Annotated in this window: 23 protein-coding genes and 4 pseudogenes; 15 read left to right on the plus strand and 12 right to left on the minus strand. The window is 71.9% G+C overall.

Features of this window, described 5'->3' with window-relative positions; genetic code table 11:
• Positions 1 to 4 precede the first annotated feature (4 nt).
• The 6 genes and pseudogenes from QQK29_RS02120 to metG form a co-directional block, all read right to left on the minus strand.
• Positions 5 to 1,654 carry a SulP family inorganic anion transporter gene (locus QQK29_RS02120; RefSeq protein ID WP_284297403.1) on the minus strand — a complete coding sequence of 550 codons (1,650 nt, stop codon included), beginning with the start codon at positions 1,652 to 1,654 and terminating at the stop codon, positions 5 to 7.
• Entirely contained in the window at positions 1,651 to 1,890 is a 240-nt protein-coding gene (locus tag QQK29_RS02125; protein WP_431308643.1) for a hypothetical protein, read from the minus strand. Before QQK29_RS02125 ends, QQK29_RS02120 begins: the two co-directional genes overlap by 4 nt.
• 170 nt (positions 1,891 to 2,060) lie before the next feature.
• Positions 2,061 to 2,993 (minus strand): 4-(cytidine 5'-diphospho)-2-C-methyl-D-erythritol kinase, encoded by a 933-nt coding sequence (locus QQK29_RS02130; protein WP_284297405.1) that lies wholly within the window; start codon positions 2,991 to 2,993, stop codon positions 2,061 to 2,063.
• 70 nt (positions 2,994 to 3,063) lie between these two features.
• Positions 3,064 to 3,912 (minus strand): 16S rRNA (adenine(1518)-N(6)/adenine(1519)-N(6))-dimethyltransferase RsmA, encoded by an 849-nt coding sequence (gene rsmA, locus QQK29_RS02135; RefSeq protein ID WP_284297407.1) that lies wholly within the window; start codon positions 3,910 to 3,912, stop codon positions 3,064 to 3,066.
• A 49-nt stretch (positions 3,913 to 3,961) separates the two neighbouring features.
• A complete protein-coding gene (locus QQK29_RS02140; RefSeq protein ID WP_284297409.1) occupies positions 3,962 to 4,921 on the minus strand; it encodes a TatD family hydrolase in 960 nt (319 codons plus the stop codon).
• Positions 4,918 to 6,518: pseudogene (metG, locus tag QQK29_RS02145) on the minus strand (methionine--tRNA ligase). The gene QQK29_RS02140 and the pseudogene metG overlap by 4 nt, the downstream one beginning before the upstream one ends.
• Positions 6,519 to 6,691: 173 nt before the next feature.
• Between metG and QQK29_RS02150 the strand changes: the two are divergent.
• Entirely contained in the window at positions 6,692 to 7,144 is a 453-nt protein-coding gene (locus QQK29_RS02150) for a hypothetical protein (protein WP_284297410.1), read from the plus strand.
• Here the strand turns inward: QQK29_RS02150 and rsmI are convergent.
• Entirely contained in the window at positions 7,134 to 7,940 is an 807-nt protein-coding gene (gene rsmI / locus QQK29_RS02155) for a 16S rRNA (cytidine(1402)-2'-O)-methyltransferase (RefSeq protein WP_284297411.1), read from the minus strand. The genes QQK29_RS02150 and rsmI overlap by 11 nt on opposite strands.
• Positions 7,941 to 8,133: 193 nt before the next feature.
• Here rsmI and QQK29_RS02160 point away from each other — a divergent pair, with 193 nt between their 5' ends.
• The 5 genes and pseudogenes from QQK29_RS02160 (at position 8,134) to QQK29_RS02180 (ending at position 13,925) form a co-directional block, all read left to right on the plus strand.
• On the plus strand, positions 8,134 to 9,753 hold the full coding sequence (locus QQK29_RS02160; protein ID WP_284297413.1) for a dolichyl-phosphate-mannose--protein mannosyltransferase: 1,620 nt from the start codon (positions 8,134 to 8,136) through the stop codon (positions 9,751 to 9,753).
• A gap of 88 nt (positions 9,754 to 9,841) precedes the next feature.
• Positions 9,842 to 10,939 (plus strand): alanine racemase, encoded by a 1,098-nt coding sequence (gene alr, locus QQK29_RS02165; RefSeq protein WP_284297415.1) that lies wholly within the window; start codon positions 9,842 to 9,844, stop codon positions 10,937 to 10,939.
• A complete protein-coding gene (locus tag QQK29_RS02170; protein ID WP_284297417.1) occupies positions 10,936 to 11,934 on the plus strand; it encodes a D-alanine--D-alanine ligase family protein in 999 nt (332 codons plus the stop codon). Before alr ends, QQK29_RS02170 begins: the two co-directional genes overlap by 4 nt.
• A 42-nt stretch (positions 11,935 to 11,976) precedes the next feature.
• Positions 11,977 to 13,340: pseudogene (locus QQK29_RS02175) on the plus strand (O-acetylhomoserine aminocarboxypropyltransferase/cysteine synthase family protein).
• A 54-nt stretch (positions 13,341 to 13,394) separates the two neighbouring features.
• Positions 13,395 to 13,925 carry a CoA-binding protein gene (locus tag QQK29_RS02180; protein ID WP_284301881.1) on the plus strand — a complete coding sequence of 177 codons (531 nt, stop codon included), beginning with the start codon at positions 13,395 to 13,397 and terminating at the stop codon, positions 13,923 to 13,925.
• A 63-nt stretch (positions 13,926 to 13,988) separates the two neighbouring features.
• Here QQK29_RS02180 and QQK29_RS02185 read toward each other — a convergent pair whose 3' ends face one another.
• The 3 genes from QQK29_RS02185 to QQK29_RS02195 are packed head-to-tail and all read right to left on the minus strand — an operon-like array spanning position 13,989 to position 15,140.
• A complete protein-coding gene (locus QQK29_RS02185) occupies positions 13,989 to 14,423 on the minus strand; it encodes a GNAT family N-acetyltransferase (protein WP_284297419.1) in 435 nt (144 codons plus the stop codon).
• Positions 14,424 to 14,458: 35 nt separating this feature from the next.
• Positions 14,459 to 14,674: a helix-turn-helix transcriptional regulator gene (locus QQK29_RS02190; protein ID WP_284297421.1), complete on the minus strand. Its 216-nt coding sequence runs from the start codon at positions 14,672 to 14,674 to the stop codon at positions 14,459 to 14,461.
• Positions 14,667 to 15,140, minus strand: coding sequence for a hypothetical protein (locus QQK29_RS02195; protein WP_284297423.1), 474 nt, complete (start codon positions 15,138 to 15,140; stop codon positions 14,667 to 14,669). Before QQK29_RS02195 ends, QQK29_RS02190 begins: the two co-directional genes overlap by 8 nt.
• Positions 15,141 to 15,253: 113 nt before the next feature.
• Here QQK29_RS02195 and QQK29_RS02200 point away from each other — a divergent pair, with 113 nt between their 5' ends.
• The 4 genes and pseudogenes from QQK29_RS02200 (at position 15,254) to QQK29_RS18370 (ending at position 16,888) form a co-directional block, all read left to right on the plus strand.
• Entirely contained in the window at positions 15,254 to 15,730 is a 477-nt protein-coding gene (locus tag QQK29_RS02200; RefSeq protein ID WP_284297424.1) for a DUF4386 domain-containing protein, read from the plus strand.
• Positions 15,643 to 15,936 carry a DUF4386 family protein gene (locus tag QQK29_RS02205; protein ID WP_284301882.1) on the plus strand — a complete coding sequence of 98 codons (294 nt, stop codon included), beginning with the start codon at positions 15,643 to 15,645 and terminating at the stop codon, positions 15,934 to 15,936. The genes QQK29_RS02200 and QQK29_RS02205 overlap by 88 nt, the downstream gene beginning before the upstream one ends.
• A gap of 113 nt (positions 15,937 to 16,049) precedes the next feature.
• A pseudogene (locus tag QQK29_RS18365) lies at positions 16,050 to 16,193 on the plus strand (hypothetical protein); the annotation flags it as partial.
• Between the two features lie 233 nt (positions 16,194 to 16,426).
• On the plus strand, positions 16,427 to 16,888 hold the full coding sequence (locus tag QQK29_RS18370) for a sulfurtransferase (protein WP_431308644.1): 462 nt from the start codon (positions 16,427 to 16,429) through the stop codon (positions 16,886 to 16,888).
• 198 nt (positions 16,889 to 17,086) lie between these two features.
• On the opposite strand, the gene QQK29_RS02215 is transcribed toward QQK29_RS18370, so the two are convergent.
• Positions 17,087 to 18,931 (minus strand): thioredoxin domain-containing protein, encoded by a 1,845-nt coding sequence (locus tag QQK29_RS02215; RefSeq protein WP_284297429.1) that lies wholly within the window; start codon positions 18,929 to 18,931, stop codon positions 17,087 to 17,089.
• A gap of 160 nt (positions 18,932 to 19,091) precedes the next feature.
• Between QQK29_RS02215 and QQK29_RS02220 the strand changes: the two genes are divergently transcribed.
• The 3 genes and pseudogenes from QQK29_RS02220 (at position 19,092) to QQK29_RS02225 (ending at position 20,536) form a co-directional block, all read left to right on the plus strand.
• Positions 19,092 to 19,427 (plus strand): hypothetical protein, encoded by a 336-nt coding sequence (locus QQK29_RS02220; protein ID WP_284297431.1) that lies wholly within the window; start codon positions 19,092 to 19,094, stop codon positions 19,425 to 19,427.
• A 4-nt stretch (positions 19,428 to 19,431) separates the two neighbouring features.
• Positions 19,432 to 19,989: pseudogene (locus QQK29_RS18375) on the plus strand (ATP-binding cassette domain-containing protein); the annotation flags it as partial.
• Positions 19,990 to 20,242: 253 nt separating this feature from the next.
• Positions 20,243 to 20,536, plus strand: coding sequence for a hypothetical protein (locus tag QQK29_RS02225; protein WP_284297433.1), 294 nt, complete (start codon positions 20,243 to 20,245; stop codon positions 20,534 to 20,536).
• A 34-nt stretch (positions 20,537 to 20,570) separates the two neighbouring features.
• On the opposite strand, the gene QQK29_RS02230 is transcribed toward QQK29_RS02225, so the two are convergent.
• Positions 20,571 to 21,017, minus strand: coding sequence for a hypothetical protein (locus tag QQK29_RS02230; protein ID WP_284297435.1), 447 nt, complete (start codon positions 21,015 to 21,017; stop codon positions 20,571 to 20,573).
• Between the two features lie 200 nt (positions 21,018 to 21,217).
• On the opposite strand from QQK29_RS02230, the gene QQK29_RS02235 reads away from it, so the two are divergent.
• The gene (locus QQK29_RS02235) at positions 21,218 to 22,024 is read left to right on the plus strand and encodes a hypothetical protein (RefSeq protein WP_284297437.1); all 807 of its coding nucleotides are present in this window, start codon (positions 21,218 to 21,220) and stop codon (positions 22,022 to 22,024) included.
• Between the two features lie 82 nt (positions 22,025 to 22,106).
• Positions 22,107 to 22,550, plus strand: a complete 444-nt coding sequence (locus tag QQK29_RS02240; RefSeq protein ID WP_284297439.1) for a hypothetical protein — start codon at positions 22,107 to 22,109, stop codon at positions 22,548 to 22,550.
• Positions 22,551 to 22,834 lie beyond the last annotated feature (284 nt).

Raw genomic sequence — 22,834 nt, forward strand, 5'->3', positions numbered from 1 at the left:
CGCGTCAGCCGGCCGCCCGCTCACGCGCCACGTGGCTGCGCGCGTGCTCGATCGCATCCGGCAACTCGGCGAAGAGATGCTTGTGGTGCCGCAGCGCCCTCAGCACCCCCACGGTGCGGAACAGCTCGACGTGCCCCTCGCGCACGCCCTTGATGAGCACCGTGATGCCGCGCGACTCGAGGCGCTGCACGATCTCGGAGAGCACATGGGCCCCGGTGGCGTCGACGAGCTCGAGCTGCGACATGCGCAGGATCACGACCGAGACGCCGTCCAGCGCGTTCACCGTGTCGGCCACCCGGTCGGCGGCCGCGAAGAACAACGGCCCGTCGAGGCGCACGATCGCGATGCGCTCGTCGCCCGCGACCGGCTCGCCCTGCACGGCCTCGCGCGTCACACCCGTCGCGCGCGACAGGCTGCGGATCGCGAAGATGCCCGCCACCACGATGCCGATCACGACCGCGACGATGAGGTCGACGGAGATCGTCACGACGGCCGTCACGACGAAGGCGATCGCATCGGCGCGCGTGGAACGCAGGATGCTGCGCACGGTCGTGAGGTGCACCATCCGCACCGCGGTGACCATGAGCACACCCGAGAGGGCGGCCAGCGGGATGAGACCCACCGGCTGCGCCGCGACCAGCACGACGAGCAGCAGCACGAGCGCGTGCGCCACGGCTGCGACGCGGGTGCGGGCACCGGCACGCACGCTGACGGCCGTGCGCGCGATGGCACCCGTGGCCGGCATGCCGCCGAAGAGGCCGGCGGCGACCGAGGCGAGGCCCTGGCCGACGAGCTCGCGATCGGGGTCGTAGGGGCCGGTGTCGGCGAGCGACGCGGCCACCCGCGCCGCGAGCAGCGACTCGATGGCGGCCAGCGCCGCGACCGTGAGGGCCGGCAGCGCGAGTTCACCGAGCAGCGCCGCATTCATCGGCGGCAGCATCGGCGGCGGCAGCGAGCTCGGCAGCTCGCCGATGTCGGCGAGCGGCGTCGGCACCCAGAGCGCCGCGAGCGTCACGAGCGCGATGCCGACGAGCGAGGCCGGGATCGCACGGTGCCAGAGCGGCAGCAGCAGCATGCAGGCGGCCACCACGGCGACGGCCGCGAGTGCCCACAGCAGGTAGCCGCCGTCGGCGTTCGCGAGCGCCTCGACCGCGGTCACGACGACGTTCGTGTGGGAGGCACCCGCGACCTCCGCACGCGTGAGAGCGGGAACCTGCTGCAGGAAGATGATGACGGCGATGCCGAAGGTGAAGCCCTCGATCACCGGCCACGGGATGAACGACACCGCGCGCCCCAGTCGCAACGCCCCCGCGATGAGCACGATGACACCCGCCATGAGGCTCACGAGCGCGACGGCCCCGATGCCGTGGCTGGCCACGATCGGCGCGAGCACGACGACCATCGCGCCGGTCGGCCCCGACACCTGAACGTTCGAGCCGCCGAACACCGCGGCGACGATTCCCGCCACGATCGCCGTGATGATGCCCGCCTCGGCACCCGCGCCCGACGAGATGCCGAAGCCGAGCGCGAGCGGCAACGCGACGATGCCGACCGTGATGCCGGCGAGCAGGTCGCCGCGCCACGTACGCCGCAGCGGGGCGTAGTCGGATGCCGCGGGCAGCAGCGCGCGTATCCGCTTCCCGGCGGCGGTCATCGTGGCAGCTCCGGCAACGAGGCGATGTCAGCCGCCCGCGCGAGATCGCCCGCGACGATCGAGCCGAGCAGGCCGCGCGCGACGGCCAGCAGTTCGGCGACCTCCGGGAAGGCGAGCCGGTAATAGACGTTGCTCGCGCGCCGCTCCGAGACCACGAGACGCTGACGGCGCAGCACGGCGAGGTGCTGCGAGAGGTGCGAGGCCTCGAGGCCGGTCGCCTCCTGAAGCTCGCCCACCCCGTGCTCCGCACCGTCGGCGAGCAGTTCGAGCAGGCGGATGCGCAGCGGATGCGAGAGCCCTTGAACAGGCCCGCCTTCACCTCGTAGAGCGGGCGATCGAACTGGCTTTGCGACATGATAAATTCATCATATCGTCAACACCTGAGTACACGGTGACCGCGCGGGACTCAGTCCCCGACGATGCGCGCCCCGTGCACGGGACCCGTGGCCCGCACGACGTTGAGCCGCGACGCCGAGAGGGCGACCTGCAGTTCAAGGGCCGAGTCGACATCCGCCGCGAGGAACGCGACGGTCGGCCCCGAGCCCGACACGACCCCCGCCAGAGCGCCGTTCTGCTCGCCGAGCTCGAGCACGTCGGCGAGCGAGGGCTCGAGGTGCAGGGCCGGCGCCTGCAGGTCGTTGTGCAGGGCCTCGGCGAGCATGTGGGCGTCGCCCGCGCGCAGCGCGTGCAGCACGCCCGCGTCGACGCTGGGACGCAGGTCGGCCGGGAAGATGTCCTGTGCGTGGCGCGCGCGGTGCGCGTCGAGCTCCGCGTAGACCGCGGGAGTCGAGAGGCCGAAATCGGCGAGGGCGAGCACCCAGTGGAAGGTGCCCTGCGCGAGCGCCGGTGAGAGCTCGTCGCCACGGCCCGTTCCGATCGCGGTGCCGCCGGTGAGCGCGAACGGCACGTCGGCGCCCAGCTGACGGGCGAGGTCGAGCAACTCCTCGCGCGGCAATTCGGTGCCCCACAGCGCGTCGCACGCGACCAGGGTGGCCGCGGCATCCGCCGAACCGCCGCCCATGCCGCCCGTGACCGGAACGTGCTTCTCGATGCGGATGCGGGCGCCGCCCGGGTAGCCGGTGCGCGCCGCGAGCAGTCGCGCGGCCTTGATGGCGATGTTGCCGCCGTCGAGCGGAACCCGCGAGAGCTCGACGGAACCGGCGACCTCGACGGAGAAGTCGGATGCGTCGCTCACCCGCACGTCTTCGCACAGCGAGACGGCCTGATAGGCGATCGCGACGTCGTGATACCCGTCGTCGTCGAGTGCCCCCACCTTGAGGAAGACGTTGATCTTCCCCGGCGCCTTGACGTGCACCGAAGCGCGCCCGGAGGTGGTCATTGCTCCACCCTAAGGGAGGTGGAACGGTTGGTCTGACGCCACGGTCACGGCCGCTTGCGCGCGGTGATCTCTACTGCGCGCGCACGACCGCCAGGAAGTCGCCGACCGTGAGCTGCTCGCCGCGCATGGTCGGATCCACCCCGGCCGCCTCGAGAACCGCGGATGCCGCCGCCGAGCCGCCCATGGCATCCGCGAGCGCCTGCCGCAGCATCTTGCGCCGCTGGCCGAACGCGGCGTCGACGAGGGCGAAGGTGGCACGTCGTTCGGCATCCGTTCCGGGCAGCTCGCCGCGGCGGAAGCCGACGAGCACCGAGTCGACGTTCGGTACCGGCCAGAACACCTGCCGGCTGATGGTGCCGGCGATCGACCAGTCGCCGTACCAGGCGGCTTTGACGCTCGGTGAGCCGTAGACCCGCGAACCGGGAGCCGCCGCGAGGCGGTGCCCGACCTCGGCCTGCACCATGACGAGTGCGCTCGTGAGGCTCGGCACGACGTGCAGCAGGTGCAGCAGCACGGGCACCGAGACGTTGTAGGGCAGGTTGGCGACCAGGGCGGTCGGCTCCCCCGCGACGCCGTCGATACGCAGCGCATCCGCCGCGATCACCTCGAGCGGCGCCCCCGGCTGCATCGTGTCGACCGTGCGCGGCAACTGCTCCGCGAGCCGCCTGTCGATCTCGATCGCCGTGACGCGCGCGCCCGCCTCGAGCAGGCCGAGGGTGAGCGAGCCGAGCCCCGGGCCCACCTCGACGACGTGCTCGCCCTGCGCGATGCCCGAGGCACGCACGATCTTGCGCACCGTGTTGCCGTCGACCACGAAGTTCTGCCCGAGCTTCTTGGTGGGCTGCAGGTCGAGTGCGTCGGCGAGGTCGCGGATCTCGGCGGGCCCGAGCAGCGCGCTGGCGCTAGGAACGGAGGTCATTTCCGGCCTCCGCCGCGACGCCAGCGCCGCCGGCCGTCTCGGCCGGCGGTCACTGTCGTGCCTCGAAGGTTCCGGGCGGGTCGAACGGCCCGGGAGGCGCGTCGACGGGCTCGTCGTCCCAGTGCCCGTACACCGCTTCGGTGTTCGACGTGATGAGCGCGGCGAGCATCGACGCATCCGTTCCGAGGTGCGCGGCCATCGCCCGCAGCGTGTGCGGGATGAGGTAGGGCGCGTTCGCACGCCCGCGGAAGGGCACGGGCGTCAGATACGGCGCATCCGTCTCGATCAGGATGCGTGAACGCGGGATCACCTCGAGCGCCTCGCGCAGGGCGGGTGCGTTCTTGAAGGTGACGGTGCCGGCGAAGGAGAGGTACCAGCCGCGGTCGGCGACGAGCTCGGCGAAGTCGGCATCGCCCGAGAAGCAGTGGAACACGACGCGCTCGGGCGCCCCGACCCGGTCGAGCGTCTCGACGACCTCGCGGTGTGCATCGCGATCGTGGATCTGCAGCGCCAGATCATGCTGCTTCGCGAGCTCGATGTGCGCCTCGAAGGAGCGGTACTGGGCGTCGCGACCCGACTCGTCGGTGCGGAAGAAGTCGAGCCCCGTCTCGCCGATCGCCCGCACGCGGGGGCGCGCGGCGAGCTCGTCGATTCCCGCGAGGTGCTCGTCGAGCAGCCCCTTCTCGAGCAGTTCGGGCACGTCGTTCGGATGCAACGCCACCGCCGCGAGCACGCGCGGCTCGAGCGCGGCGATCTCGGCGCTCCAGCGCGAGGTGGCGAGGTCGGTGCCGACCTGCACGACGCCCTTCACGCCGACGCTCGACGCCCGGTCGAGGTGCTCCCGGTAGTCGAGCGGCTCGCCCCCACCAGCCACGCGCCCTGAGCCTGTCGAAGGGTCGAGGTGCGTGTGATTGTCGTACACCGGCACGACGAGCGCCTCCGGAAGGGGCGGGTAGTCCCGGGGCGGCCCCTCCGGAGCCTCCCTCGCGCGCAGGAACGGATCCGTCACGCCGCTCCGGTGGCCGACGCGTCGGCCTCGTCGATACGGGGGAAGAGCGCCTCGAGCGGGCGGATCGCGGTGCCCGGCGTGAGCGCACCCCAGGCTCCGGCTTCGCGGATACGCTGCGCCTCGAGCGCCCCCAGCAATTCGTCGACGCCGAGTGCGTGCCACAGCTTCGCCGTCGCCTTCGGCATGACGGGCGCGAGCAGCACCGCGAGCGCACGCAGCCCCTCGGATGCGGTGTACAGCACGGTGCCGAGGCGCGCGCGGTTCGCGTCGTCCTTGGCGAGCGCCCACGGCTCCTGCGCGGTGATGTAGCCGTTCAGCTCATCGACGATCGTCCAGATGTCCGCGATCGCCTCGTGGATCGCGAACCGCTCGATGGCGGCGTCGGCGGCGGATGCGGCATCCGCGACCGTGCGCTGGATCTGCAGGTCGGCATCCGTGTACTCCGCGGGCGCCGGCACGACCCCTCGTAGTACTTGCCGACCATGGCCAGCACGCGCGAGGCGAGGTTTCCGAAACCGTTGGCGAGCTCGGACTGGTAGCGGGCCGAGAGGTCCTCCCAGCTGAACGAGCCGTCCTGGCCGAAGGTGATCGCCCGCAGGAAGTAGTAGCGGAACGCGTCGGAGCCGAAGGTGTCGGTGATCTGCCGCGGGGCGATGCCCGTGAGCTTCGACTTCGACATCTTCTCGCCGCCCACGAGCAGCCAGCCGTGTCCGAACACCTTGTGCGGCACCGGCAGGCCCGCGGCCATGAGCATGGCCGGCCAGATCACGGCGTGGAAGCGCGCGATGTCTTTGCCGACGAGGTGGTAGGCGGGCCACCGCCGAGCGAACTGCTCGTCGTCGGTGCCGTAGCCGACGGCCGTCACGTAGTTCAGCAGGGCGTCGAACCACACGTATACGACGTGCGACGGATCCCATGGCACCTTGATGCCCCAGTCGAAGCTCGAGCGCGAGATCGAGAGGTCCGAGAGGCCCTGCCGCACGAACTGCACGATCTCGTTGCGCACGCTCTCGGGCTGCACGAAGTCGGGGCGCGTCTCGTAGAGGTCGAGCAGCGCGTCTTGGAACTGGCTCATCGAGAAGAAGTAGTTCTTCTCGCGCAGCACCTCGACGGGACGGGAGTGGATGCGGCACACGAGCTGGCCGGCGTAATCGCCCACCTCGGTGAGCTCCAGGTCGTCGAGCTGCTTGTACTCCTCGCAGCCCACGCAGTAGTAGCCCTCGTACTCGCCCGAGTAGATGAACCCGTCGTCGTAGAGCTTCTGCAGGAAGAGGGCGACCGCGTCCTCGTGGCGCGCCTCGGTGGTGCGGATGAAGTCGTCGTTGGCGATGTCGATCGTCTCGAGCAGCGGCAGCCAGGCGGATTCGACGAGACGGTCGGCCCACTGCTTCGGCTCGACCCCGTTCGCGACCGCGGTGCGCAGGATCTTCTGGCCGTGCTCATCCGTTCCGGTGAGCAGCCAGGTGTCGTCGCCCGCCTGACGGTGCCAGCGCGCGAGCACGTCGGCGGCCACCTCGGTGTAGGCGTGCCCGATGTGCGGCACGTCATTCACGTAGAAGATGGGCGTCGTGATGAAGAAGCTCTCGCCGGATGGCATGGCCTCGAGTCTAGTTGGGAGCGCCGTCGTGTGACCGGGGAGCGGGAACCGCCTCCGCCGCTCGCATTCTGCCGCGGTTTCGGTGCTCCGCCGACGTTTCGCGCGCGGCGGTGCGCCGAAAACGCAGCGGAACGGCCCCACCGCCTACTTCGCGATGCCGGTAGCCTGCCCCGATGGAGCGCTGGCAGACCCTCGACGAGATCATCGCGGCACGCACCGGCATCATCGCCTCGCTGAGCGGATGGCAGCATCCGGCCGCGAACGGCATCGGTTTCGTGCCGCTCGGCGAGGAGCCGCGGGCCGAGCACTTCCCGATCGTCAACACCGACGAACACCTGCTGCCGGGCGCGATCGCCTCGGCGGTGCTCGGCTACCGGCGCGGCACATGCGTGCTCGAGGTGTCGCGTGCGGCGCTCGACCTCATGATCCAACGACTCGAGCCGGCCGAGGCCTGCACTGAAGTGCAGCATCCGAACCTGTGGATGTGGCGCGACACCTTCCGCTCCCTGCTCGACGCGGGGGTGGCGGGGCGGGTCGTCGCGGTGTTCGTGGCGTCGCTCGATGACCCGGTGGCGGGGCCCGAGGATGCCGCACTCCGCGCGGCGGTGGGGCGCGTCAGCTCTTGAGCGCCGCCTCGTAGAGTTCGCGGCGCGAGAGACCGGTCGCCTCGGCGACCTCGGCGGTCGCCTCCTTGAGTCGAACCCCGGATGCCGTGAGGGCGCGCACCTGCGCGAGCGCGTCGTCGAAGGAGACGGTGGCGGGCCCGGCGCCGGCCACCACGATCACGATCTCCCCGCGGGTGCCGTCGGCGAAGCGCTCCGCGAGCTCGGCGAGGGTTCCGCGGGCGACCTCCTCGTGCAGTTTGGTGAGCTCGCGGCACACCGCGGCGCGGCGCTCGGCGCCGAACGCCGTCGCGAGATCCGCGAGCGCATCCGCGATGCGGTGCGGCGACTCGAAGAAGACGATCGTGCGGGTCTCGGCGGCGAGCGGGCGGAGGGCGGCGAGGCGGCCCTTGCGCGGCAGGAAGCCCTCGAAGCAGAAGCGGTCGGTCGGCAGGCCCGACACCGCGAGCGCCGTGAGCACGGCGCTGGGGCCGGGGATCGCGGTCACGGTGACCGCCGCATCCGCTGCCGCCGCGACGAGCGGGAAGCCGGGGTCGGACACCGTCGGCATGCCGGCGTCGGAGAGCACAAGAAGATCACGGTCGCGGGCCAGTTCGACGAGTTCGGCGGCCTTCGCGGCCTCGTTGTGCTCGTGCAGCGCGATGAGGCGCGGTCGGTTCTCGATGCCGAGCGCGCGCAGCAGCTGCACGGTCGTGCGGGTGTCCTCCGCGGCGATCACCTCGGCGTTCTCGAGCGCCTCCACGAGCCGGCGCGAGGCGTCGCCGAGATTGCCGATGGGCGTCGCCACGAGGATGATCACCCGCCCATCCTCCCCGCTCCCGCTCCCTGCTATGTCGAAAATGCAGGAGTTCCCGGGCGTGTCGAGCCGCGCGGGCCCGAGAACTCAGGCATTGGCATCGGCGACTCCTGCATTTTCGACAAAGGGGCGGGCGGATGGCGGGGATGCCTGCGGCACCCAGGAGCGGATGCGGCGCCCCGGCTACGATTCGGGCATGAGTGAGCGCGCGGCGGAGTTCGAGCGCGCGCTGCACGGCACCGGCCCGCAGCCGCCCGAGCGCACCGGCTCGCGACTCGACGACGCGTGGCAGCGCTGGATGGCCGACCCGCGCCTGCGCCGCCTGTGGGATTGGGGCGGACCTGCCGCGGTGCTCGTGATCGCGGCGGCGACGCGTCTCATCGGCCTCGAGCATCCGCAGCAGATCGTCTTCGACGAGACGTACTACGTGAAAGACGCCTACGCGCTCGCCCATCTCGGCTACGAGGCCCGCTGGCCCGACGACGCGAATGCCGCATTCGCCGCGGGCGCCCCCGACACCTATTACACGACGGGCTCGTTCATCGCCCATCCCCCGCTCGGCAAGTGGATCATCGCGGCCGGCATGGCCGCGTTCGGCACCGACAGCGCGTTCGGCTGGCGCGTCGGCGTCGCCGTGGTCGGCATCCTGCTCGTTGGGCTCACCATGCTCGTGGCGCGCCACCTGTTCACCTCGACGACGATGGTCGTCGTGGCGGGCGCCCTGCTCGCGATCGACGGCAACGCGATCGTCATGAGCCGGGTGTCGCTGCTCGACACCCCGGTCGCCTTCTTCGCCCTGCTCGGCGCGTACTTCGCACTCCTCGACCGCGCCTGGGCGAGCCGCCGCCTCGACGCGTGGCTCGGGCATCGCGCGGGCCAGGGCCGGCCGACCCACTGGGGGCCCGTGCTGTGGTGGCGCCCCTGGCTGCTCGCGGCATCCCTCGCCTTCGGGAGCGCTGCGAGCGTCAAGTGGAACGGCTTCTTCTTCCTCGCCGTGTTCGGCATCTACACGGTGGTGTCGGATGCCTTCCTGCGTCGCCGCGCGGGCATCGAGCTGTGGGGCACCGGCACCGTGTTGCGCCAGGGCCCGGTGAGCTTCGTGCTGCTCGTGCCGCTCGCCCTCGTCGTCTACGTCGCGAGCTGGTGGGGCTGGTTCGCGAGCGACGGCGGCTACTACCGCCACTGGATCGAGCAGCAGGGCGGTGAAGCCTGGACGGGCGCCCTCGCCTGGGTACCGCACGCGTTGCAGAACTGGTGGCACTACCAGGTGTCGATCTACAACTTCAACGCGGGCCTGCAGGCCCACCACGACTACATGTCGAACCCGCTCACCTGGCTCTTCCTCGTGCGCCCCACGAGCATGCACTACGAGAACCTCGGCGACGGGGTGGCCGAGGCGATCCTCGAGATCGCCAACCCGCTCATCTGGTGGGGCGCCACCGCGGCGCTCGGCTATCTGTGCGTGCGCATCGTGCTGCGGCTGCGCGCAGGGCGACCGGTGTGGCCCGAGGCCTTCATCCTCACGGGTGTCGCGGCGGGTTACCTGCCGTGGCTCGCCTACCTGAGCCGCACGGTCTTCCAGTTCTACACGATCGCCTTCGAGCCCTACCTCGTGCTGGGGCTCACGATGGCCCTCGCCGCCGTGGCGGGTCCCCGCACGGATGTCGAACGCCGCCGCCTCGCGGGCCTCACGACGGTCGGGGTCTACCTCGCGCTCGTGGCGCTGCTCTCGCTGTTCTTCCTTCCGCTGTGGACGGGCATGCCGATGCCCGTTTGGTTCCTGCAGCTGCACTACTGGTTCCGCAGCTGGATCTGAGGATCATCCCCTGAGCAGCGCCGCTCATCCTCCCGGCTGACGCCCGGCTCGACCCCCTGCCTAGCGTGAAGCGTGGAGGTCTTCCGACATGCAACCCCACGCCACCCTGCGCATCCACGGCGACGCGATCGCCGAGAACACGCGCCGACTCGCCGCCGCGACCGATGCGACGCTCATGGCGGTCGTCAAGGCCGACGGGTTCGGGCACGGGCACGCCGCGCTGCGGGCTCTCGACGCGGGCGCCACACGCCTCGGCGTCGCCGGCATCGAGGAGGCGCTGCCACTGCGCTGGACGGGGGTGTCGGCGCCGATCCTCAGCTGGCTCAACCCCGTCGACGCCGACGCCGCGTCGGCGATCCGCAACGACATCGAGCTCGCCGTGCCGAGCATCGCGCACCTCGGCGCCTTCGCGACCGCCGCCGCCCGGGTCGGTCGTCGGGCGCTCGTGCACCTGCACGTCGACACCGGGATGGCGCGCGACGGTGCCGAGGCAGCGGAGTGGCGACCGCTCTGCGAACTCGCGCGGGCCTACGAGCTGCGGGGACTCATCCGCGTCGTCGGCATCATGAGCCACCTCGCGCGCGCCGACGAGCCCGGCGACCCGCTCACCGTGCGTCAGCGTCTCGTGTTCGACGCGGCCGTGCGCACCGCACGCCGCCGCGGGCTCGCGCCGCGATTCAGCCACCTCGCGGCGACCGCGGCGACCCTCACCGACCCCTCCACGCATTTCGATCTCGTGCGCGTCGGCGCGGGGCTCTACGGCATCGACCCCTCGCACACGACCGAGCTGCGGCCGGCGATGACCCTCACCGCGCGCGTCACCAAGGTGCGGGATGTTCCCGCCGCGACCGCGGTCGGCTACGGATCGCGCTACATCACCGATCGCGCCACGCGCCTCGCCCTGCTGCCGCTCGGCTACGCCGACGGCATCCCGCGCAGCCTCTCTCCGGATGCGAGCGCGTTCGTGCGCGGTCGTCGCGTGCCGCTCGCGGGCACCGTGTCGATGGACCAGCTCGTGATCGACGTGGGTGACGCCGGGGTGGAACCCGGCGAGCGGGTCGTGCTGTTCGGACAGGGCGACGCGGGCGAGCCGACGATCCACGACTGGGCGCGCTGGGCCGGGACGATCGAGCACGACATCGTGACGCGCATCGGTCCCCGCGTGCACGTCGAGGACGCGGCGTGAACGCGCGCGTGCGCGTGGTCGTGGTGGGCGGCGGCACTTCGAGCGAGCACGAGGTCTCGCTCGCCTCCGCGGGCGCGATCGCCGCCGCGCTCGATAGCGATCGGTTCGAGGTGGTGCCGCTCATTATCCGCCGTGACGGCGTCTGGGCGGGTCCAGGAGGTCGTCTCGCGGGCGACCTCGCCGAGGCGGTCGAGATCCTCGAGCGCGCCGACGTCGCGATCCCCGCCCTGCACGGCGTGCGCGGGGAGGACGGCACGCTCGCCGCGCTGCTCGACCTGGTCGGCATCCCCTACGTCGGCTCGGGGCTCGCGGCAGGGGCCGCCGCGATGAGCAAGCATGCGACCAAGCTGCTCGCCGCGAGCGCGGGCATCGCCACGGCGCCGGGTGTTCTCGTGCGGCATCCGGATGACCCGCGCCTCGCCGACCTCGGCCTGCCGCTTGTGGTCAAGCCCGATCGCGGCGGCTCGAGCCATGGTGTGCACGTCGTGCGCACCGCGCACGAGCTCGCGCCCGCAGTCACCGCGGCGCTCGCCTTCGACGGGGAGGCGATGGTCGAGGCGTTCGTCGTGGGGCGCGAGATCGACGTCGCGGTGATCGAGCATCCCGATGGGCGCCTCGAGTGCCTGCCGGCGCTCGAGATCGGGGTGCCGGCGGGCGAGGTGTTCGACACCGATGCGAAGTACGCACGCGAGCCCGACTTCCGCGTGCCCGCCCCGCTCGACGCCCGAGCCCGCGACGCGCTCGAGCACGCCGCGCTCGCGAGCTTCCGCGCCCTCGGTGCTCGCGGGCTCGCACGGGTCGACTTCTTCCTGACCGACGACGGACCGGTGCTCAACGAGCTCAACACCTTCCCCGGCTTCACGGCGCGCTCGCAAGTGCCGCGGATGGCCGCGGCGGTGGGCATCGACTATCCCGAGCTCGTCGAGCTGCTCGTGCGCACCGCCCTCGCACGCAGCGACGCCCACCGGGTGCGGCGGCGCGTCGTCGCCCGGTGAAACACACCGCAACACTCGCGCGAGCGCCGATAGCCTGAACGGATGCCAGACAGTGACGCCGCGACCCCCGGGTCCGCCCCCGCGCCGAACCCTGCCCACGGCTCCGACCACGCCTGGGGCTTCCGCACCCGCGCGATCCACGCGGGCAACATCCCCGACGCCGTGCACGGCGCCCGTGCCCTGCCGATCTACCTCACGAGCGCCTTCGTCTTCGACGACACCGCGGATGCCGCGGCCCGTTTCGCGCTGCAGAAGTACGGCAACATCTACTCCCGCCTGGCGAACCCGACCGTGGCGAGCTTCGAGGAGCGCATCGCCTCGCTCGAGGGCGGCCTCGGCGCCGTCGCCACCGCGTCCGGACTCTCGGCCGAGTTCGTGACCTTCGCCTCGCTCGCGGGCGCGGGCGACCACATCGTCGCCGGCTCGAGCCTCTACGGCGGCTCGGTCACCCAGCTCGACGTGACGTTGCGTCGCTTCGGCGTCGAGACGAGCTTCGTGGTCGGCACCGACCCCGCCGACTATGCGGCGGCGATCACCGAGAAGACCAAGCTCATCTTCGTCGAGTCGATCACGAATCCCTCCGGTGAGATCGCCGACCTCGAGGGCCTCGCCGATGTGGCGCACGCGCACAACCTGCCGCTCATCGTCGACTCGACGGTCGCGACGCCGTACCTCAACCGCCCGATCGAGTGGGGGCGGATGTCGTGATCCACTCCGCCACGAAGTTCCTCGGCGGACACGGAACCACCTTGGGCGGTGTCGTAGTCGAGTCGGGCCGGTTCGACTGGGCGAACGAGCGCTTCCCGCACTTTGACGAGCCGGTGCCGAGCTACGGCGGGCTCAACTGGCACGGCAACTTCGGCGAGTACGCCTTCCTCACCCGCCTGCGCGCCGAGCAGCTGCGCGACATCGGGCCGACCCTGTCGCCGCACTCGGCGTTCCTGCTCGCGCAGGGCGTCGAGACGCTGCCGTTCCGCATGAAGGCGCACGTCGAGAACGCCCGCGCCGTCGCCGAGTTCCTCGAGGCCGACCCGCGCATCGAGTTCGTGAACTGGGCGGGGCTCGCCTCGCATCCGCACCACGAGCGCGCGCAGCACTACTTCCCCGCCGGCCCCGGTTCGGTCTTCAGCTTCGGCGTGAAGGCGGGCGCCACGCACGACTCGCGCGCCATCGGCCAGACGTTCATCGAGTCGGTCGACCTGGCCAGCCACCTCGCCAACATCGGCGACACGAAGACGCTCGTGATCCATCCGGCATCCACAACCCACGCGCAGCTCAGCGAACAGCAGCTGCACGACGCGGGCGTGCTGCCGGGACTCGTGCGCATCTCGGTGGGCATCGAAGACGTCGACGACATCCTCTACGACCTCGACCGAGCGCTCTCGATCGCTGTGAGAGGAGAATGACCGCATGAGCGCCACCTCGACCCCGACCTCGAGACCGTCACCCTGCAGAACGGTCTGTCGTGCTCGATTCCCGCGAGCTCGCCGCTCGCGAAGCTGCTGCGCTCGCAGCGCACCTGGATCGGCCCGAGTGCGAAGGAGCGGCTCGGCATCCTGCGACGCGCGAAGTCGGTCGCGATCGTCGGCGCCTCGCCGAACCCCGCGCGCTCCTCGTACTTCGTGGCGACCTACCTGTCGCAGTCCAGCGACTATGACCTCTACTTCGTGAACCCCAACGCGACGGAGATCCTCGGGCGGCCGGTCTACAAGTCGCTCGCCGACCTGCCGGTGGTGCCCGACATCGTCGACGTGTTCCGTCGTGCCTCCGACATCCCCCAGGTGATGGATGAGGCGCTCGCGATCGGCGCGAAGACCGTCTGGGTGCAGCTCGGCATCTGGAACGAGGAGGCCGCCTACTACGGCGAGTCGAAGGGGCTCACGGTCGTCATGGACCGCTGCATCAAGGTCGAGCACGCGCGCTTCAACGGCGGGCTGTACCTGCTCGGTTTCGACACCGGCCAGATCTCGGCGCGCAAGACCATCCGCTAGCTCGGGGAGCAGGCGGTTGAGGAGCGACCGCGCAGCGGGCGCGTCTCGAAGCCGGCATCCGCGTCAGCGGGTGCCGCCGCCCGGCAGTTCGCGCGCCATCCAGGTCTCGGGCTGTTCGGGCTCGGTGAAACCGAACCGCTCGTAGAGGCCGTGCGCGTCGCCCGTGCGCAGCACCCAGCGCCGCAGGTCGAGCGCCTCGAGCTCGCGCACGACGAACTCCATGAGCGCCGTGCCGACGCCCGCGCCCCGATGCTCCCGGTCGACGTAGACGTCGCACAGCCAGGCGAAGGTCGCGCCGTCGGTGACCACGCGCGCGAACGCGACCTGCTCACCGGTCTCCGCCTCGAGTGCGACGAAGCAGCGCGATCCGTCGATCGCCGCGTCCTGGCGTTCGCGCGAGCGCCCGGTGGCCCAGTAGCTGTCGTCGCTGAGCCAGCGATGCACCCGCGCACGGTCGATGTCGGCGGGGTCGGACGAGAGCCGATAGCGGGCATCCATCGCCCCAGCCTACGAAAGCGCGGCGTGCGCGGCGTTCAGTCCGCAGGGTACGCGAAGACCTCGTCGAGGCGGGTGCCGAGCGCGCGTGCGATGAGGAAGGCCATCTCGAGCGAGGGCGAGTACCGGCCCTGCTCGATCGCGATGATGGTCTGACGCGTGACGCCCACCGCGGAGGCGAGCTCGGCCTGCGTGATGCCGCGCGCGGCACGCAGTTCGCGGATGTCGTTGGTGACGCGCGTGGCCTTAACCACGGAAGACCCCGCGGTAGGCGCGCAGCTGCGCGATGGCGCCCGCGGTCGCGCCGATGGCTCCGATGAGGAACGCGACGCTGCCGATCCAGAAGGGATCGAGCTCGAGCATGGCGAGCACGAGGGCCGCGAGCAGGCCGCCCGCCGCGATCGTCAGGGCGACCCGGGAGCCGTAGCGGTCGATGTCGCGATCGCGCACGTCGCTGCTCGTGTCGAGATGCTCCCGGCGGAGGCCGGCGCCGATGCCCGCGACGATGGTCACGAGGATCGTCACGACGATCGTGCCCACGAAGTTGAGGCCCATCGACCACAGCATGGGCGCCTGCCACGCGAGGTCGGCCACGCGGGTATCGGCGAGCTGCGGCAGCACGACCGCGAAGTACCCGGCGGTCGCGAGCGGGGTGAGTACGGCAGCGACCCAGGCGGTGCGTTCGCTTGTCGTGGTGGGGATGCGCTGGTCGTCGTCCATGCCTCGACGGTAGGAGGGTTCACTCTGAATGTCAAGAATGTTTGACATTGCATCCGTCCCGACGCTAGCGTCCAGTGTCAAGAAAGTTTGACACATCCGATGGGAGACCACCAATGACCCACCTCGTGACGATCGCGCGATGCACCGGCGCCGCCTACCTTGGCCTCGCCGCCGCAGGCATGGTCGGACACCTCGTGCTCACCACGCAGCTCACCGCCCCCGGCGATCCCGCGGAGACACTCACCCGATTGCACGAGTCGCCCGCGCTCGCGCACTTGATGATCGTGATGGAACTGCTCGTCGTGCTCACCCAGGCGCTCGCAGCGTGGGGGTTCTTCGCCCTGTTCCGGCGGGACCACCTCGTCGCCGCGTTCGGCGTGGCGGCGTTCGGCATGGCCAACGCGCTCGCGATCCTGGTGAGCGCGGTGTTCCTCGCCACGGCCGTCGCCGTCTCGGCGGATGCCTCCTCGCCCCCGGCGCGGATGCCGCGGCCACCGTCGGCCTGCTCGCCGCGCTCAGCGCAGCCGCATGGCAGGCCGGAGCCCTCTTCTTCGGGCTCTGGCTCATCCCGATGGGTCTCTTCGCGGTGAGCACGGCACGCATGCCCCGCGTGCTCGGCTGGGCGCTCATCGTGGGCGGGGTCGGGTACGTGCTGAGCGCGCTGCTCGCCGCTGTGCCGATGCTCGCGCCGCTCGGCGAGGCGCTCGCCTACCTCGCATCCGTCGGCGAGCTCTGGATCATCGGCTACCTGCTGAGCATCGGCATCCGCCCCGCTCGTGGCGCCCTGACGAGCTGATTCACCCGGTGCCGCGCATCGTTACGACGTGTTGCGCACACCCCGGCCCGCGGCCGACGCGCCGACTACCGTGCTGGCATGACCGCCGAACCACCCGCCCTGCCGAGCCCCTCGTGTCGACGCAATGGCTCGCCGATCACCTCGGCGCCGACGGCCTGATCGCCGTCGACGCGAGCGTCGCGAGCTACCTGCGCCCCGACGGTCGTGTCGGATACCTGAGCGGCCACGAGCAGTATCTGCTCGAGGGGCACGTGCCCGGCGCGGTGTTCGCCGACCTCGTGGAGGAGTTCTCGGACCCCGATGGCGCGTACCCGTTCACGCGCCCCGGTACCGAGCGATTCAGCGCCGCCGCGGGTGCGCTCGGCGTGGGCCCCGACACGACCGTGGTGATCTACGACACGGCGGTGGGTCAGTGGGCATCACGCCTGTGGTGGCTGTTCCGCGCGTTCGGGTTCGACCGGGTCGCCCTGCTCGACGGAGGACTCACCAAGTGGCGCGCCGAGCAGCGCGAACTCGTGCTCGGCCACGTCGAGCCGACCCCGGCCGCATTCGCCGCCGCACCGCGGCCCGAGCTCTGGGTCGACAAGGCGGATGTCGAGGCCGTCGTGCGCGGAGAGCGCGACGCCGCGCTCATCTGCTCGACGCCCCCAAGGAGTTCACGGGAGAGTTCGCGCCGCGCGCCCGAGCGGGGCACATCCCCGGCTCGTCATCGGTGCCCGCCGCGTTCCTCGTCGACCGGGAGCACAACACCGTGCTCGACCCCGAGGGCCTGCGCGCCCGCTTCGAGCCGGCCCTCGGGGCGCCGCGCATCATCACCTACTGCGCGGGCGGCATCGCGGCAGCCGCGAGCGCCTTCGCGCTCACCCTCCTCGGCGAGCGCTCGGTGGCCATCTACGACGGCTCGCTCAACGAGTGGGCGGCCGACCCCGAGGCGCCGCTCGTCACAGCCTGAGCGCGTTCGTGGGGAGCCGCTCTGGCCGACTCGCAGAGCACCCTCCCGCGGCGAGGGGCCGCATCCGCCGCCCTGCTCCGTGCCATCTCCATGGCGGATTGGCGGTTGCGTGCGCTCAGTCGCGCTCCCGAGTCGGTTGAGCATGCAGGTGGGACGCGTTCGACGCCGGCCGCACGACCCCACGGCCGCACGGCCGCGTCAACCGGCCAGCTGCGCGGCTAGCGTCGCCGCATCGCCTGTCGGCAGACGGCAGGTGAAGCCCTCGCACAGGTAGGCGGCAGCGCCTCCTCGCGCGACACGATCGGCGAAGAGCTCGAAACCCGCGGCGGCGAGCGCGGCGGCCTGCGCCTCGGTGACGATCGCGAGCGTGCGGGTGGGACGCGCCCAGGCACGCGCCTCCGCGAGGAGCTCCTCGGCGGCGGCATCGTCATCCGTGTGCACCACGACGAGCTCGGCGGCGGGCGCCGCGAGGCGCGCGGCAACCGCGAGCGTGGCGCCGTAGGCGATGGGCCGCTCGAGCGCGGGGGCGAGGCTCGGCGCCAGCGCGCGCTCCGCGACCGCACGGTAGTCGCGCGCGGCCGTGAGCGCGGCGAGGCGTGCGGCGGCGTCCGCGAGCAGGGCGGCACCGGATGGCGTGGCACCCTCGGTGCGATCGGCGTCGACCGCGATCCCCCGGGCGGCGAGCACCGGATCTCCGCCTCCCGGAGCGAGCACGGCGTCACCCTCGACGCACGCGTCGACGAGTTCGCGCGCGAGTGAGGCCGGTTCCGCATCTCCGGTCGCGAGCGCGAGACGCACGAGCCCAGCCGCGAGGCCGCCATAGTCCTCGAGAGACGCTGCAGCGTCTGACACGCGACCCTCCAGGCTCGCGCGCCGCAATCGCACCCCGCGGGAGCCGCGCTCGACGTGCAGGGCCACGACGGCATCCGCCGCCTGTTCCGCGACCTCGACCCATTCCGGACGCGCGAACCGCACTCCGGCATCCGCGAGTGCACCGATCGCGAGCCCGTTGAGACCCGCGAGCACCTTCGCATCGAGAGCGGGCGGCGGATGCTGCGCGCGGCGCTCGGCATCGAGCGCGTAGTAGCCGCCCTCGTTGCGCACGCCGTCGATGAGGCTCTCGGAGTCCTGCGCCGAGGCGAAGGCACCGCTCGGCAGACGCAGCACCTCGAGCAGGAAGCCGGCGACGGCCGCCGCGCCGACCTCGTCGGCGCGAGCGGTGGCGAGGTCGAGCAGCTGCGCGTTGTCGGAGAGCATCCGCTCGTAGTGGGGCTCTGTCCAATCGCGGCGCACGGCGTAGCGGAAATAGCCGCCCTCGACGCTGTCGCGGAGCGCGGTCGTCGCCCGGTAGAGGCGCGTGCCGAGAGCCTCCGCGGCCTCGTCGCCGTGCAGCGCGCGCTCGGCGAGGAAGCTCAGCACGGGCGCGTTGGGGAACTTCGCGTCGACGCCGAACCCGCCGAACTGCGGGTCCTCGAAGCCCGCGAGCTCGGCGACCGCGGCGGCGAGCTGCTCACCCGACGGCAGCGCCGCATCCGCGACCTCGGGCCGCGCGGCGAGCGCCTCGAGCACGGCGGCACCCGTCGCCTCCACCTCGGCGCGACGTTCCGTCCACGCCTCGACGATGGCTTCGAGCACCTGCCGGAACGCCGGCACCCCCTGCACGGCACGCGGCGGGAAGTAGGTGCCCGCATAGAAGGCACGGCCCGCCGGCGTCACGAAGACGGTGAGCGGCCAGCCGAGGTGCGGCGTGAACGCGGATGCGGCGGCGAGGTAGGCGGCGTCGACATCCGGATGCTCCTCCCGGTCGACCTTGATCGCCACGAGATGCTCGTTGAGATATGCCGCGAGCTCGGGGTCGGAGAACGATTCGCGCGCCATGACGTGGCACCAGTGGCACGTGGCGTAGCCGATCGAGACGAGTACGGGTACGTCGCGCCGCTCGGCCTCGGCGAAGGCCTCGTCGCCCCACGGCCACCAGTCGACGGGGTTGTCGGCGTGGCTGCGCAGGTACGGGCTGATCGCGGACGCGAGGCGTTCCCCCATCTGCTCACCCTACGCCCGAGCAACTTTCGTCCTCCCCAGGTGCCCGCCGTATGACTTCTCCACAGATTTGAGGATTCGCTCGCATCCCGCTCCGCCCGCTGGTAGACAGTGCGGTGCACGCCTGATGTATCAGGCATCCGTGCCGACCGAAAGGAGCCCTATGTCCATCCTCACCGCCACCCCCGTGCTCGCCACGGGGGTGCGCGCCGACGGCCTGCTGCGGGGAGCAGCGGAGCAGTTCGCCGGTGCGCTCACCACCCGCGCCAATCGCATCGCGCAGCTGCGAGAACGGCACACCGTGACGAACGAGATCGCGCCGCTCATCCTCATCGCCGTGATCGCCGTCGCGGCCGCCCTCGCGCTCACCGTGATCATCGGCGCGGCGGCCGCCTGGGTGTACTACTGCCAGTCGTACTTCGGCCCGCGTTACTGGCCGGCGGTGCATTGGCCGAGCCAGAACGGCGGACTGTTCTACCTCGCCTGCCAGCGGGTCTGACCCGATGACCGTGCTGCTCGAGGCCGAGGGGATCACGCTCACGCGCGGTTCCCGCACGGTGCTGCAGCCGGTCGACCTGCGGGTCCGGGCAGGGCGCCCCCACGCCCTGCTCGGACCCAACGGGGCCGGCAAGACCACGACCCTCAACATCCTCGTCGGACTGCTCACCCCGAGCGCCGGCCGCGTGAGCGTCGACGGGATCGATGTGCGCGAACCCGCGGGGCGGGCCCTCATCGGCTATGCCCCCGACGACCTGCCGCTGCCGGGCGCGCTCACCGGCCGCGAGTACCTGCGGCTGCACGATCACCTGCGTCGCCGCGACGACCGCGAACGCGCCGACGCGCTGTGCGCCCTGCTCGGCATCCGCGACAGTCTCGAGCGCCAGATCGTGGAGTACTCGCACGGGATGCGGCGCAAGCTGCAGTTCATCGCGGCGGTGATGCACGACCCGCTCGTGCTCGTGCTCGACGAGCCGTACCGCGGGCTCGACCCGCGGGCCGCCGCCTTCGTGCGGCGCTACCTCGAGGGCTTCGTCGCAGCCGGGCGCGGGTTGCTCGTCGCCACCCACGACCTCGCGCGGGCCGAACGCGACAGCGGGTGGGTATGGCTCATCGACGACGGCAGCGTGGTCGCCGAGGGCACCCCGGCTCACGTTCGCGCGCTGGGCTGTGCGCACGACCTCGAGGGGCGTTCGCCAGCCTCACCCACGGCGAGTTCGACCCGCAGACCGAGGCGCTGCTGCTCGCGGCGGCATTGCCCGACGGCGCGGATGCGGCCCCCTCATCCCACCTCTCGACCCCGGAAAAGGAGCTTCCATGATCCGCAGCATCATCGGTGCCATGCTCGCCGGCCTCGCCCTCGGCGTGTTCGGCCTCATCATCGCGTGCGTCGCGTGCCTCGCGATCGCCTTCGCCACCCACGCCGAGGCGACCCTGCCGGGCATCTTCCACGCCGAGTTCGCCACGATCGACGGCATGCCCCAGCTCGGGTTCCGCCCCGACGTCGTGGGCATGGCGGCCACGCTCGGCGTGTGGACGCTGCTGGCCGGCGGATTCGGCGCTCTGCTCGCCGGACGCACCCGCGCGAGGAGCGCTCGTGCCACGAACTGAACCACTCGCCGGTGCGGGGGCGATCGCCCGCGCCTCATGGCTCGTCTGGCGCCGCCACACCGCCACCACGCTCGGCACCACGACCCGGGTCGTGGGCGCCGGGCTGGCCGTGGCGCTCCTGCTGTGCCTGGGGCTGGCTGCGCTCGTCTCGACGTTCATCCTGACCACGATCGGCGCCGCGGGAACGTTGCCGCCGGATGCCGACCTCACGGTCTTCACGCGGCTCACGGCCGCGGGCGCCCTCATCGGCGGCGTGCTGCCGCAGCTGCTGCTGGCCGCGACGCGCCCGCGCTCGAGCGCGCTCGACGATCTCGTGGCCGTGCTGCCCGTGTCCGCCGCCGCGCGCACCCTCGGGGAACGCCTGCCGACCGTGGCTCTCGGCGCCGCGTTCGCCGCGGTGCTGAGTGCGCCGCTCGGGAGCTTCCTCGTGCTCCTCCTGCGCGATGAGCCGCTGCGGGCGGCGGGCGCCCTGGCGGCGCACCTGGTGCTCATCGCCGTGGTGGCGATCGCGACCCCGGCGGCGTTCGAGCTGCTCTACGCGCTTGCCTGTCGCATCCGGCTGCCGCACGCCTACGCGGCCGGCGCGACCACCGTGGCGCTCATCACCGGGCTCGTGGCGAGCGCCGCCCCTTTCTCGCCCCCGGCCCGTTCACGGGGGCCGCCGTCGCCGCCCTCTCGCCCGTGGAAGCCACGGCGCAGCTCGCGGCGGCACGCACCGTGGAGGCCGCCATCGTGCCCGCGGGCGTGCTGCTCGGATGGGCGGCGATCGCTGTGGCACTCGCGGTGGTCGTGGCACGCCACCTGCCGCGGATCACGACCGCGGAGTTCACGCGGTTCCTCGTGGGGGCACCGTCTGCACGACTCGGCGCCGGTCTCGCGGTGCACGCGATTCAGCTGGTGCGGCTGCCGCAGTTTCTGCTGCTCGGGATCGGGCCCGTGCTGCTCGCGGCGGTGCTCGCCACACCGCTCGCCCGCGGATTTCCGGAGGTCGCCGACCCGCTCGCGGGCGTGCCGCTCGTCGCGCCCTTCTCGCTGGCGATGTTCACGTTCGGTCTCACGCACGGCACCTCCTGGTGGGTGCGCAGCACGGCGCGCAGTCACCGGCGCATCGCCCTCGACCGCCTGCTCGCGAGTGCGCTCGTGGCCTCCCCGTGCGCGATCCTCGCCGGGGCGATCCTGGTCGTGACGGGCACGACGCCGGCAGACGCCGCGGCCCTGCGGCTGGCGCTCGGCCTCGTGCTGTGCCTCGCGGCCTCGCTCGGCGGCATCCTCGCGCCGTGGTCGCACCTGAGCGCGCTCGCGACGACGATCACGAGCGCCGTGTCGTTCCTGGTGTTCGCTCTCGCCGTCATGCCCCTGCAATACGCAGCCGAGACCTGGATGCCGCCCGCCGCGCCCGCCGTCGTGGCGGTCTCGGGTGTGCTGCTGCTCGGGGTCTGGGCGCTCCTGATCCGCCGACGCCGCGACGACGACCTCGCCATCGCATGAGAGCCGTGCAGCTCGACCTTCCCCCGGTCTCGGGCCTGGCCTGCGGTGCGCGCTGGCGCTGTTCGCGCGCACCCACGGTCTCGTGATCGGTGCGCTCCTGCTGCTCACCGGGGCCGCCGCGCTGCTCGGCTTCGTGGTCGCGGCACACGGCGTCGCGCTGCTCGCCCTCGGCCTGTTCGCGACGGTCGTGCACGAGCTCGGCCACATCACGGCCTATCGGCTGGCGACCTCGAGCGGCGAGGCGATCGTGGAGTGCGACGGACTGCGGGCCGCCCTGCACCGGATGCCGCTCACCCGGCGCGCCGACCGTGCGGTCACGGCGGCGGGGCCCCTCGCGCCGCTGCTTCTCGCCGCGGCGTTCGCGCCGCTCGCGGCCGTGCTGCCCGCGGAGGCCGTCGCGGCGGTGCTCGTCGCGATCGCCCATGCGGCGAGTCTCGGGCTTCCATCCGCCGACCGTCGCGCCTGGCGACAGGCGGTGCAGTTCCCCGTCGCGAGGGGCGGCAACTCTCCTACACTCCTGGGATGACCACCACACACGTCACCTACATCGGTGGGCCGACGGCGCTCATCGAGTATGGAGAGCTGCGGATCCTGCTCGATCCGACGTTCGACGACCCGCGGGGGTACGCCAACAACCTGCGCAAGACGGCGGCACCCGGCCTGCCGACATCCGCGGTCGAACCCATCGATCTCGTGCTGCTCTCGCACCACGCCCACGCCGACAACCTCGACCACGCGGGCCGTGAGTTCACCCTGCGGGCGCCGCTCGTGCTGTCCGGGCCGGATGCCGCCGCCGCGCTGGGCGGACCG

Source organism: Homoserinibacter gongjuensis (genome assembly GCF_030161875.1).
GTDB lineage: Bacteria > Actinomycetota > Actinomycetes > Actinomycetales > Microbacteriaceae > Homoserinibacter > Homoserinibacter gongjuensis.